We start from the raw sequence: 12,726 nt of genomic DNA on the forward strand, positions 1-12,726 counted from the left end.
TCCGTTTATCAGGATGAAGCGGCGGCCAGTGTTGGCGCGCCACCATGAAAATGGGCGGGACAGGCCCAAGCCTGCCCCGCCCATGAGCCGATGCGCGAGGATTACAGCGTACGCGCGACTTCGGTCACTTCGAAGACTTCGAACTGGTCGCCTTCGATGACGTCGTTGAAGTTCTTCACCGACATACCGCACTCGAAGCCTTGCTTCACTTCCTTCACGTCGTCCTTGAAGCGCTTCAGCGATTCGAGTTCGCCCGTGAAGATCACGACGTTGTTGCGCAGCACGCGAACCGACGACGAGCGCTTGACGATCCCGTCCGTGACCATACAGCCGGCGACCGTGCCGACCTTCGGCACCTTGAACACCTGGCGCACCTCGACCATGCCGGTGACGACTTCGCGCTTCTCCGGCGCCAGCATGCCCGACATTGCCGCCTTCACCTCATCCACTGCGTCGTAGATGATGTTGTAGTAGCGGATGTCGATGCCGTTCGCTTCGGCCAGCTTGCGCGCCTGTGCATCCGCACGCGTGTTGAAGCCGATGATGACAGCCTTCGATGCCGTTGCGAGGTTGACGTCGTTTTCGCTGATGCCACCCACCGCGCTGTGCACGATCTGCACGCGCACTTCGTCGGTCGACAGCTTGAGCAGCGACTGCACGAGCGCTTCCTGCGAGCCCTGCACGTCCGCCTTGATGATGAGCGGCAGGTTCTGCACTTCGCCTTCGCCCATCTGCTCGAGCATGCTTTCCAGCTTCGCGGCCTGCTGCTTCGCCAGCTTCACGTCGCGGAACTTGCCCTGACGGAACAATGCGATTTCACGCGCCTTGCGCTCGTCCGGCAGCACAATCACTTCCTCGCCTGCGCCCGGCACTTCCGACAGACCCTGGATTTCGACCGGGATCGACGGGCCGGCTTCCTTCGTCGGCTTGCCGTTCTCGTCGAGCATCGCGCGCACACGGCCGTAGGCCGTACCCGCCAGCACGATGTCGCCGCGGTTCAGCGTACCGGACTGCACGAGGATCGTCGCGACCGGGCCCTTGCCCTTGTCGAGCTTCGCTTCGATCACGATACCCTTGGCCGGCGCTTCGACCGGTGCCTTCAGCTCCAGCACTTCGGCTTGCAGCAGCACGTTCTCGAGCAGATCGTCGATGCCCGCGCCCGTCTTTGCCGACACCGGCACGAACGGCGAATCGCCACCGTATTCTTCCGGCACGACGCCTTCCGCGACCAGTTCCTGCTTGACGCGATCGGGGTTCGCTTCCGGCTTGTCGATCTTGTTGATCGCGACGACGATCGGCACGCCACCCGCCTTCGCGTGGGCAATGGCTTCCTTCGTCTGCGGCATCACGCCGTCGTCGGCTGCCACCACCAGCACCACGATGTCGGTCGCCTTCGCGCCGCGTGCACGCATTGCCGTGAACGCTTCGTGACCCGGCGTATCGAGGAACGTGATGACGCCACGCGGCGTATCGACGTGATACGCGCCGATGTGCTGCGTAATGCCGCCCGCTTCGCCTGCGGCAACCTTCGCGCGGCGGATGTGGTCGAGCAGCGAGGTCTTGCCGTGGTCGACGTGACCCATCACCGTGACGACCGGCGGACGCGGCAGTTGCTCTGCGTCGGTACCGGTTTCGCCTTCGACGAGCAGCGCTTCCGGATCGTCCAGCTTCGCGGCAACCGCGCGGTGGCCCAGTTCCTCGACGACGATCATCGCCGTTTCCTGGTCCAGCACCTGGTTGATCGTGACCATCTGGCCCATCTTCATCATCACCTTGATGACTTCGGAGGCCTTGATCGACATCTTGTGCGCGAGATCGGCAACCGACACGGTTTCCGGCACGTGCACTTCACGGACGATCGGCTCGGTCGGCGCCTGGAAGGACGATGCACTGTCCTGGTGACGGCCACGGCCCTTCGGGCCGCCGCGCCAGCCGCGGTCGACGCCGCCGCTCGAATCGCCGCGCGTCTTGATGCCGCGACGCTTCGACGCGTCGTCCTGCCAGCCGCCCTTGCCTGCGCCCGGCTTCTTGTTGCGGTCGCCCGCGCCTGCCGGCGCCTGCGTCGTTGCCGGTGCCGCACCGGCCGGCTTCTTCACGGCCGGACGCGCCTGCGCGCCTTCCGGCTTTGCCGGCTTGTGCAGCGTGCCCTTCGCTTCGGCCGGCTTCGGCGGCTCGACCGGCTTCGGCGGCTCGACTGCCTTGACGACGGCCTTGCGCGGCGTGTTCATCATCTCGCGAATCGCACGCGCTTCGGCTTCTGCCGCCGCACGGCGCTTGCTGATCTCTTCCTGCTCGGCGCGCGCCTTGTCCGCTGCCTCGCGGGCAGCGTCTTCAGCCTTCTTCGCCGCTTCGCGCTGCGCCGCACGTTCGGCGGCTGCGCGCGCTTCGTCCTGCGCGGACTGCGTCGATTGCGGAGTCTCCGCTTCCTGTTCGGCTGCAGCAGCCTGCTGCGCGGCTGCCTGCTGCTGTGCCGCCGCAGCTTCGGCCGCGGCACGCTTCGCCGCCGCTTCTTCCTCGGCGCGACGGCGCTCGGCTTCGGCCGCTTCCTCGCGGGCACGACGTTCCGCTTCCTCGCGCTCGAGGCGCTCCTGACGCTCGCGCAGTTCCTGCGCCTGCTTCTCGAGCAGCTCGGCCTCGCGGCGCGCTTCTTCCTCGCGACGCTTCAGTTCTGCATCGTCGTCCGCTTCGGCGACCTGCGCCTGACCCTGTTCCGCACCTTCGGCCACGTCGTCGCGCTTGACGAACGTACGCTTCTTGCGGACCTCGACCTGAATGGTGCGAGCCTTGCCCGTCGCGTCAGATTGCTTGATCTCCGACGTATGCTTGCGGGTCAGCGTGATCTTGCGCTTGTCGCCGTCGGTTGCGCCGTGCGACTTGCGCAAATGATCGAGCAGACGCGCCTTGTCCGTTTCGGACAGCGCATCGTCTTCACTCGCTTTCTGGACGCCCGCTGCCTGCAGCTGTTCGAGCAGCACACCAGCAGGCATTTTCAGTTCCGCGGCAAATTGGGCTACGTTGTTACTCGCCATTCATTCCTCTTAGTGCAAGGACCGATTCCTTGCGGTTAGCATCGGGTCAGGCCATACGGCCGCCATCAAATCAGTGCGCCATGGTCATTTCTCACTGGAACCAGTGTTCACGTGCTTTCATGATCAACGCCTTAGCGGCATCCTCTTCCATCCCGGTCATGTCGACCAGTTCATCCACAGCCAGCTCGGCGAGATCGTCGCGCGTCTGCACGCCGTGTTCGGCCAGCTTCGCGAGCAGCTCCGGCGTAATGCCGTCGAGGCTCTTGAGATCCAGCGCTGCGTTCTCGACCTTTTCTTCGTTCGCGATCGCCATCGTCAACAGCGCGTCGCGTGCGCGGTTGCGCAGTTCGTGCACGGTGTCCTCGTCGAACGCCTCGATTTCGAGCATTTCGTTGAGCGGCACGTACGCGATCTCTTCCAGGCTCGTAAAGCCTTCGTCGATCAGGATGTCGGCAACTTCTTCGTCGACGTCGAGACGCGCCATGAACAGCGCACGCAGCCGGTCGCGTTCTTCACCCTGCTTCAGGGCGGATTCGTCCGGCGTCATGATGTTGATCTGCCAGCCGGTCAGTTCGCCAGCAAGACGAACGTTCTGACCGCTGCGGCCGATCGCGACAGCCAGCTCGTTCTCGTCGACGACGACGTCCATCGAGTGCTTTTCTTCATCGACGACAATCGACTGGACAGCTGCCGGCGCGAGCGCGCCGATCACGAACTGGGCGGGATCCTCCGACCATAGCACGATGTCGATGTTTTCGCCACCGAGCTCGTTGCGCACGGCCTGCACACGGGAACCGCGGATACCGACGCAGGTGCCGATCGGATCGATCCGCTTGTCGTACGCGATGACGCCGATCTTCGCGCGCACGCCCGGGTCGCGGGCAGCCGCCTTGATCTCGAGCAGGCCCTGCTCGATTTCCGGCACTTCCATCTCGAACAGCTTCATCAGGAACTCGGGCGCCGTACGCGACAGTTCGATCTGCGGGCCGCGCGCGGTGCGGTCGACCTTCGCGATGTACGCACGCACGCGGTCGCCCACGCGCAGGTTTTCCTTCGGAATCAGCTGATCGCGGCGCAGCAGCGCCTCGACACGGCCCGATTCGACGATGAAGTTGCCCTTGTCGAGGCGTTTCACCGTACCCGTCATGATCTTTTCGCCACGCTCGAGATAATCGTTCAGGATCTGCTCGCGTTCGGCGTCGCGCACCTTCTGCAGGATCACCTGCTTCGCGGCCTGCGCGCCGATACGACCGAACTCGATCGACGGAACGGGTTCCTCGACATACTCGCCGACTTCGACGTCGGGCTTCTGCTCACGTGCTTCGAACAGCAGGATCTCGCGATCCGGTTCCTGCAAGCCTGCCTCGTCGGGCACGACGAGCCAGCGACGGAAGGTTTCGTGCTCGCCGCTTTCGCGATCGATATGGACGCGGATTTCGGCGCCTTCGTCGAACAGCTTCTTGGAAGCAGATGCGAGCGCGGCCTCGAGGGCGCCCAGCACCACATCCTTGTCGACGTTTTTCTCGCGCGCCAGCGCATCCACCAGCATCAACACTTCGCGACTCATTATTTGCGGCTCCTAAAGTCAACTTGCGGAATCAGGCGGGCTTTGTCGATATCGGCCAGCGTGAAATCCAGCATGGCCGCCTCGCCCTTCTTCCTCTCAAATTCCAAACCGATCGTTTCGCCATTCGGCGCGTGCAGAATGCCCCGGTACGTCTTGCGCCCGTCCAGCGGCTTTTTCAAGGTCACGGAAACTTCGCTGCCGGCGAAGCGCTCGAAGTCGGCCAGCTTCTTCAACGGGCGGTCGAGCCCCGGGGACGAGACTTCGAGCCGTTCGTAATCGATGTTTTCGACCGTCAAGACGTGCTGGAGCTGACGCGTGACCTTTTCGCAATCTTCGAGCGAGATGCCGGCAGGCTGATCGATATAGATGCAAAGCATGCCGCGCCCAGTGCGCTCGAGATCCACCAGCTCGTAGCCGAGCCCGGTGACCGTGGTTTCTATCAGTTCCGTCAGTTGCACAGTGTCCTCTCAGGTGTTCGCGCCCGCCGCTCGCGATTCACCCGCGGGCGCGCGCCTTAGCCGGCGCAGGAAGCGCTACCCGAGATGCCTAACCGTTTCAGCAAAAAAAAATGGGCGGAACGCCCATCTTCTTACTGGTGGTCGCACCTGAGCCGCACATTGAATCCGTACGCCCAGCGACTCCGCGATTATAGCGATTTTTGGCGCAAACGCCAAGCCAGCCGGTAAATGCAGCGTGTCGCCTGCCTTTACCGACCCAAAAATGCGAAATCGGGTTATCCGATCAGCCGGCACCATCCTGCCAGGCCGGAGATCGGTCATGCCGGCTGCGACGCAGCGGCACGCGACTATATATAGTCGAAAGCCATCAGCGCAATACGCCGTGCCGGCAAAAATCGGCGGGATGCCGATCGGGCCGGCACGCCGGCGGCCTTGTGCCGCCGTGCGCCAATATATGTTTAGCGGCTGCGCGTACGACTGCGCTGCTGACGCTGGCCGCCGCCGCGCGGACCGCCGCCGTTGCCGGCGCCTTCGGCCCGATTGCCGTTCGGATTGCGATTGCCGCCGCCCTTGCTGCCGCCGCGCTTGGCGCCCGCGCCTTCGCGCTTGGGGCCTGCGCCGTACGACGCGCGGTTGCCGTCGACATCACGGCCGCCACCCGTGCGGTTGCCGTCGCGACCACCGCCCGCGCGGTTGCCATCGCGGCCGCCGCCGGCACGATTGCCATAACCCGACGGCGCAACCGGCAGGCTGCCGTAGCCGCTCAGGCCCGGCAGACCCGGCCCGCCGCGCCGACCGCCGCCGCGACGCGGCTGATCCAGCTGCCCGTGCGCCGTCAGCACCGGCTCGCGGCTGATGAAGCCCATCGATGTCTGCATCGGATCGGGCTGGCGACGCTCGGCCTGGCCGGCACCGCCGCGCTTGCCCTTCTCCTCGGACGGCGCCTTCAGGCCGACGGTCGCCATCAGCTTGCGCACCTGCGTGTCGTCGAGCTCCTCCCAGCGGCCGCGCTTCAGGCCGCGCGGCAGCGGAATCGGGCCGTGACGCGTACGGATCAGGCGGCTCACCATCAGGCCGACCGCCTCGAACATCCGGCGCACTTCGCGGTTGCGGCCTTCGGCCAGCGCGACGTGATACCAGTGGTTCGTACCCTCGCCGCCGCCGTCGCGGATGCGTAGGAAGTTTGCCGGGCCGTCATCGAGCTCGACACCATGCAGCAGCTTCTGACGCATGCCTTCGGCCAGCTCGCCGACGACGCGCACCGCGTATTCGCGCTCGACGCTGTAGCGCGGATGCATGAAGCGGTTTGCGAGGTCACCCGAAGTCGTCAGCATCAGCAGACCTTCGGTATTGAAGTCGAGGCGGCCGACCGCGAGCCACTTCGCCGTCTTCATCGGCGGCAGGCGGTCGAACACCGACGGACGGCCTTCCGGATCCGCGTGACTGACGATCTCGCCCGTCGGCTTGTGGTACAGCAGTACCCGCGGCGGCTTGTTCGGCAGCTTGCGCTTGACCGGCTTGCCGTTGATCCGCACCTGGTCGGTCGGCATGATGCGCTGGCCGATGTGCGCGGGCTCGCCGTTCACCGACACGCGACCGGCAACGATCAGTTCTTCCATCTCACGGCGCGAGCCCATGCCCGCTTCCGCCAGCACCTTGTGAAGCTTCGGCGCGTCGTCGTCCGGCGACAGCACGCGCTTGTTCGCCGGCTGATTGCGGCCGCGACGCAGCATCGGCGCGCGCACGCCGCTACCGCCCGCGGAATTGTCGGCGTCGAATGCCGGCGACGTCACGTAGGCGAACAGTTCGTCCTGGGACGCATCGCCTTCCGTCTTCGCCGCACCACCTTCAGCCTTCGATGCGCCGCCACGACGGCCCTGACCGCCCTGGGCCTTGGGCGCACTTTCGCGCTTGCCGGCCGGCTTGCGACCGCCCTTGGCCGCGCCTTCCTTGCGCGGCGCACGTGCCGGCTGCTGCGCTTCGGCGGCTTCGGCCGGCTGCGCGTCAGCGTCTTCGCCACCCTGCGGCTCGCCTTCGGCGCCCTTCGACTTGGCCGCCGCGCGACGTCGCGCGATCAGGCTGCGCGGGCCTCGCCGCAGACCGCGGCGGGGACGCTCGTCGCCACCCTCGGCCGGAGCGCCCTGCTCCGGTGCATCGTCGGCACGCGCTGCCTGCACGGCAGGCGCGGACGATTCAATATCGTGGATATCTGTCAAAACAACCTCAAAATGTCAGGTCTCGCGCCCGGCGCGGGCGCGGCAAGAAGTTGGCCGCGTTCAGGCGCGACGCTGTTCGGGTTCTGCTTCGTCGTCCGGCAGCGCGTCGACACCGATGGGTGCACTGGCGCTTCGTACGGCATCGGCGAGACTGTCGGACGTGTCGTCCAGCATCTCGCCGTCCGCGGGACGGGAACGGGAGGCGTCGGCCTGGCCAGCCTCACCGGGCATGTCGCCGGCCGCTTCCGTTCCGTCTCCGGCAACCGCTTCGGCGGCCGGCTTGCGATCTTCCTCGCTCCAATCCGCGCGCAGCGGCTCGGGCTGCACACCGGCCGGCACTACTTCGGCGCCAGCCTGTTCCAATTGTTCCGCTTGCCCGCGATCAGCCTCGAGCGTATCGCGGCTCGCGATTTCCTGCGTCGGCACGACGTCCGCCGCGGAATCGCCCGGCACTCCTGCCGGCTGGCCGGCCGATGCCTCGCCTGCCTGCGGGGCGTCTCCCGCTGCGTCGTCGGCAATCGACATGTCTCCGTCGAAATCCATCGCCTGCTGCGCCAGCAGCGCAGCCTCGATGTTCGCGGCCGGCTCTTCGAGCGCCGGCAGATCATCGAGCGCCTTCAGGCCGAGGTCGTCGAGAAACTGCTTGGTCGTCGCATACAGCGCCGGGCGCCCCGGCACGTCACGATGGCCGATCACTTCGATCCAGCCGCGATCCTCGAGTTGCTTGACCACCTGCGTATTGACCGTGACACCGCGAATCTCTTCGATGTCGCCGCGCGTGACGGGTTGCCGGTACGCGATGATCGCGAGCGTCTCGAGCACCGCGCGCGAATATTTCGGCGGCTTCTCGGGATGCAGGCGATCCAGATAGTGACGCATCGCCGGCTTGCTCTGGAAGCGCCATCCGGTCGCCAGCGCCACCAGTTCGACGCCGCGGCCGGACCAATCCTGTTTCAGATCTTCGAGCAACGTGCGGACCGTGTCAGCCGACACGCCGTCGGCAAAGAGCTTGCGCAAATCGCCGAGCTTCAGCGGTTCCTGCGCGCAGATCAAAGCAGTCTCGAGGACGATCTTCGCCTCTTGGGTATTCATGCAGCTAGGCCAGACCCTGTGGTCAAACGAACCGGATCAACAAACAGACGAAAGGAACGGAAGACGCGCTCGCCCGATTCTGATCGGTCATATTGATGGGAGCACGAACCGGGGGCGGCGAACCAACTTCAGGCCAGGCCCAAACCGGACGGAACAGCACGGCTCAACGACGGAACCGCGTGACTGAGCGCCATATTACGCAAAATTGCCCGGTGCGTAAAGATGAGCCGAACCGGCTGCCGCCAGCGCGCCGAATCCGCTCCGGCCCCGCTTCAACGGGTGGCCGATCCGCGCGCGAGAAAGCTGCGCAACCGCTCGACGCCCGCGTCGAGTCGTGCCGGATCGCATGCGTAGCACCAGCGCACGAACCCTTCGCCTTCCGGACCGAATGCGCGCCCGGGCGCAAGGCCGAGCCCCGCTTCACGCACCAGCGTCTTGCAGAACGCCAGACTGTCGGCCGCGCCCGGCAGGCGCAGGAACAGGTACATCGCGCCCGGCGGCGGCGGCACCTCGACGCCCGGCAGCGTGCGCAGCGCGGCAACCAGGTGATCGCGCGCATCACGCAGCGCCGCGACGAACGACCGCACGAACGGCTCGCCATCGCGCAGCGCGACCTCACCCGCGGCCTGCACGAAACCCGGCGCGCACGACGTGTTGTATTCGACGAGCTTCGACAGGTCGCCCATCACCGCTGCCGGCGCGATGAGCCATCCCAGGCGCCAGCCCGTCATCGCCCACGCTTTCGAAAACGAATTCACGACAACGACCCGCTCGTCGCGCGACGCGATGTCGAGGAACGACGGCGCGCCGTCCGCACCGAACGCAAGCCGCTCGTACACCTCGTCGGCAACCAGCCAGATGCCGTGGCGGCGGCAATGGGCGAGCACGGCCTGCTGGTCGTCACGCGACATCGTCCAGCCGGTCGGATTGTTCGGCGAGTTGATCAGCAGCATCCGCGTATCGGGCGTCAGCGCCGCAAGCAGCCGCCCGACCTCGAGCTGCCAGCCTGCCTCGCCATAGCCGAGCGGTACGCATTCGACCCGCGCACCAAGAATCTTCGGAATCTCGACGAGATTCGGCCACAGCGGCGTAACCGCGACGACGCGCTCGCCCGGACCGACCAGCAACTGCGCGGCCAGCATCAGCGCGCTCACGCCCGAACTCGTCACGGCCACGGTGTCGGCCGCCGTCGCACCGTGACGGGCGCTGACGTAGGCCGCGATCGCGTCGCGCAACGGCGCGGCACCGAGGTTGTGCGTGTAGAAGGTTTCGCCGTCGCGCAGCGCCGCCGTCGCGGCGTCGCGGATGAAGTCCGGCGTCACGCGATCGGATTCGCCGAACCAGAACGGCAGCACGTCCGGCACGCCGAAGCCGGCGTTTGCCACTTCCCGGATCAGCGACGGACGCAGCGCGTGCACCACATCGCGCGCCGCCAGCGCGCCAGACACCGAAAGAGAATCTGCAGAATGCGCCATCGAGCACCACCATCGAGGAACACGATCCGCGTAGTGTACCGGCCCCAAGCCGGACCGGCGCACGAGGGTGCGCGTCAGTCGAGGTCCTCCGCCCTCGCCGGCATCTGCCGCACAAGCTCCCAGATCGCCTGAGCGGCAGGCGACAACGACCTGTCGCGGCGGCGCACCAGCTCGACCGTGCGTTCGGTGCGCGGCGTGAGCGGCCGCGCGACGAGCGTCGAGCCGGCCGGCAGCGGCAGCGACAACCACGGCTGCACACTCACACCGACGCCGGCCTCGACGAGGCCGAACACGGTCGCCGAATGCCCGAGCTCCTGCATGACCGTCGCGTTGACACGGTGGGCGGCCAGTGCGGCATCGATCAGCGGCCGGCTTCCCGACGCATGATCGAGGAGCACGAGGCGCTCGCCGTCCAGCGCCGTCCAGGGCACCTCGGCACGCGCCGCGAGCGGATGGTCGGCACGCGCGACAAGGCAGAACGAATCGGTCATCAGCGGTTCGCAGACGAGATCGCCAACCGCGAGCGGCCCGATCACGACGCCGAAATCGACCTCGCTCGACTTCACCTTGCGCAACACGTCGCTCTGCACGTCGTCGCGCAAGCCCAGCGTCACGAACGGGAACTGGCGCTCGCACGACGCAACCACGCGCGGCATCAGCCGGCATGCGATCGTCGGGCTGGCCGCGACAATCACGCGACCCCGGCGCTGCTCACCGATTTCGCGAATCTCGCGCAGCGTGTCGTCGAGATCGTCGAGCAGACGAGACACACTCGCGATCAGGTTCGCGCCGACATCGGTCAGCTGCACGTCGCGCGTCGTGCGGTCGATCAGCTTCAACCCGAGCTCGGCCTCGAGCTCGCGCACGCAGCGGCTGACCGCGGACTGCGTGAGCCCGATTTCATCGCCCGCGCGACTGAAGCTCCTGAGCCGCGCGACCTCGATGAAGACGCGAAGCTGGCGCAGCGTGACGTTCATTTCCCGACCTCATCAATCGTCGATATCGATGCGCGATTTTAATGCGCGATTCCGGTGTCGATGTGCGAATCAGGCATCTGCCCCCATGTTTCGCTGCGGTGCAATACCGATGCGAACGCACGCGGTGCGGGCGAACTGCACAAGATTGGTGATTGTCCCGATTTGCTGGCGGGTTATTTTGGCGTCTTATACGCCCCTAGCTGACTTAGCCGTTAGCTCGCTGCCAAGCGGCTCTCGAGGGAATTACCTCCGACATGGCACGCTTCGTGCATCACCTGGCGCACAGGGCGCAGGTTTCGTCGGACGGAAGAGCAGAAACGCCGCTGCCGGCCAACCGGACGCCCCCACCCGGCACTCGACGATCGAGTGCTTGAAGAGTGCGCGGCGCAGGGCAGCGCACCGGAGTTAGCTTCGCTGAGGTGAGGACATGATGCTGTTCGACGATTTGAGAGATAACGAGTGGGCGCTGGTCGAAGGTCTGTTTTGCTCGGAACCCGCACGGAGTGAGCGGCGCGGCCGCCCCCGCGTGGAAGCCCGCTCGGTGGTGAACGCCGTGCTGTGGGTGCTGTCGACGGGCGAAGGCTGGTCGAAGCTGCCGGGCCGCTATCCGTCACCGCCGACTTGCCGCCGTCGCTTCGACGAATGGCAGGCGGACGGCACGCTCGCCGAAATCGTGAAGCGACTCGGCACGAGCGGCCGGCAGATCTCCCTGCGCGGGCGCATCGGTGCGAGTGCTGCGAAGCCGCCCGCCCCGCCGAGCCGCGACCGGCTGCGCGGCGCCTTCTGGACCAATCCGGAATCCTGGCGCGCGCCCGTCAAGATGGCGTAACGAATGCTCGATCGGGCGGCTTCGGCCGCCCGGTTTCTTTCCGCGACGCGATCTGTTCGCGACGCCTGCGGTGCCGTCGATTACCGTTGTCGTGGCGCGATACATCTATTTACCAATATTTACAGCAAGCCTGCACTCCCGCGCTTACCTTAGCGACATATCAACAAGCCGCGTGGCTTGAAGGGAGCCCCGCCATGAAACCAATGTCACTGCTCGTTGCATGCGGCATTGTCATTTCCCTGGCGTTGTCCGCTCCAGCCCGCGCCGACGATCGCGCGAAACCGCCCCATCGCCAGCAGGATCACCGGAACACGCTCCGCCAGCCACCCGCCGCCAATCCGTCCGGCCGGCAGACCGTGCCGCGTGGCGACCTGCGCGGCGACATCGCCAGCAATGCGCGAGCGCGCATCGGCTCGCAGCCGTCGGACGTACCGCGTCATCCGTAGTCCTGCCGATGTCAGGATTCACCAAAGAAAATGCCCGCTGCCGGGAACTGCGCCGCATGCGGCGAGTCACAACGTTGCCATGAGCACAGCGTGGCAACAGCAAAAGTATCCGGTACGCCCGTATCCTCGCGATACGGGCTTTTTTTATCGCCTGCCGCGCGGGCGATAGGTGCGGAGAAATGATCGGCCGCTACAGGCGGCTTTCGAGAATCGCCACGGCACTCGCTTCGCTCAATGCGTAATCGGCCATGCGGCGATCGGTCCAGGAAAGTAATTTCTCGTCGCGCTCGAGGCGCGAGAACTCGGCTCGGCCGCTTTCGGTCAGCACGGCAATGTCGACCGGTGCGTGAAAGCCCGGCGCAGGGGCTACGGTTTTCTGCCTGACCGTGTCCATCAGCCCAAGCGAACGGAGATACTCGAACACGCCCGGGCGGCGTGCCCACGGTACCTGGCGGTACTGCACTCGTCTCAATGCGTCGAGCACCGCTTCGTTGGAATACGTGGCCATCTCGATTCTTTCTTAAAGTGCAGCGACAATGCGAAGCGGCGCGCCGGGCGGGGTCTCCGCCCGCCGATACCGCCACCGATTCTGGAGGCCGACGTTCGGCGTCGCGTCAGGGCCGGATCGTCAGCCGTC

At 65.9% G+C, this 12,726-nt stretch carries 9 protein-coding genes and 1 pseudogene; 2 read left to right on the forward strand and 8 right to left on the reverse strand.

Annotation, left to right across the window (positions count from 1 at the left end):
- Positions 1 to 101 precede the first annotated feature (101 nt).
- The 7 genes from infB to L810_RS32160 form a co-directional block, all read right to left on the reverse strand.
- A complete protein-coding gene (infB, locus tag L810_RS32130) occupies positions 102 to 3,029 on the reverse strand; it encodes a translation initiation factor IF-2 (RefSeq protein ID WP_021162403.1) in 2,928 nt (975 codons plus the stop codon).
- A 91-nt stretch (positions 3,030 to 3,120) separates the two neighbouring features.
- Positions 3,121 to 4,596, reverse strand: coding sequence for a transcription termination factor NusA (gene nusA / locus L810_RS32135; protein ID WP_006476166.1), 1,476 nt, complete (start codon positions 4,594 to 4,596; stop codon positions 3,121 to 3,123).
- A complete protein-coding gene (gene rimP / locus L810_RS32140; protein ID WP_014897219.1) occupies positions 4,596 to 5,054 on the reverse strand; it encodes a ribosome maturation factor RimP in 459 nt (152 codons plus the stop codon). The genes nusA and rimP overlap by 1 nt, the downstream gene beginning before the upstream one ends.
- A 458-nt stretch (positions 5,055 to 5,512) precedes the next feature.
- Entirely contained in the window at positions 5,513 to 7,270 is a 1,758-nt protein-coding gene (gene rluB, locus L810_RS32145; protein WP_021162404.1) for a 23S rRNA pseudouridine(2605) synthase RluB, read from the reverse strand.
- A gap of 60 nt (positions 7,271 to 7,330) precedes the next feature.
- Positions 7,331 to 8,362 (reverse strand): SMC-Scp complex subunit ScpB, encoded by a 1,032-nt coding sequence (gene scpB / locus L810_RS32150; RefSeq protein ID WP_042977016.1) that lies wholly within the window; start codon positions 8,360 to 8,362, stop codon positions 7,331 to 7,333.
- 272 nt (positions 8,363 to 8,634) lie between these two features.
- Positions 8,635 to 9,837, reverse strand: coding sequence for a pyridoxal phosphate-dependent aminotransferase (locus tag L810_RS32155; protein WP_042977020.1), 1,203 nt, complete (start codon positions 9,835 to 9,837; stop codon positions 8,635 to 8,637).
- A gap of 74 nt (positions 9,838 to 9,911) precedes the next feature.
- Positions 9,912 to 10,814, reverse strand: a complete 903-nt coding sequence (locus L810_RS32160; RefSeq protein WP_021162406.1) for a LysR family transcriptional regulator — start codon at positions 10,812 to 10,814, stop codon at positions 9,912 to 9,914.
- 430 nt (positions 10,815 to 11,244) lie between these two features.
- Between L810_RS32160 and L810_RS32165 the strand changes: the two are divergent.
- Together L810_RS32165 and L810_RS46055 are read left to right on the forward strand one after the other, a co-directional pair.
- Positions 11,245 to 11,640, forward strand: a pseudogene (locus L810_RS32165) (transposase); the annotation flags it as partial.
- 197 nt (positions 11,641 to 11,837) lie between these two features.
- Entirely contained in the window at positions 11,838 to 12,089 is a 252-nt protein-coding gene (locus L810_RS46055) for a hypothetical protein (protein ID WP_021162407.1), read from the forward strand.
- Between the two features lie 190 nt (positions 12,090 to 12,279).
- On the opposite strand, the gene L810_RS32175 is transcribed toward L810_RS46055, so the two are convergent.
- Positions 12,280 to 12,597, reverse strand: coding sequence for a hypothetical protein (locus L810_RS32175; RefSeq protein ID WP_011351791.1), 318 nt, complete (start codon positions 12,595 to 12,597; stop codon positions 12,280 to 12,282).
- Positions 12,598 to 12,726 lie beyond the last annotated feature (129 nt).

The sequence above is a fragment of the Burkholderia sp. AU4i genome (genome assembly GCF_000466765.1).
Lineage (GTDB): Bacteria > Pseudomonadota > Gammaproteobacteria > Burkholderiales > Burkholderiaceae > Burkholderia > Burkholderia cepacia.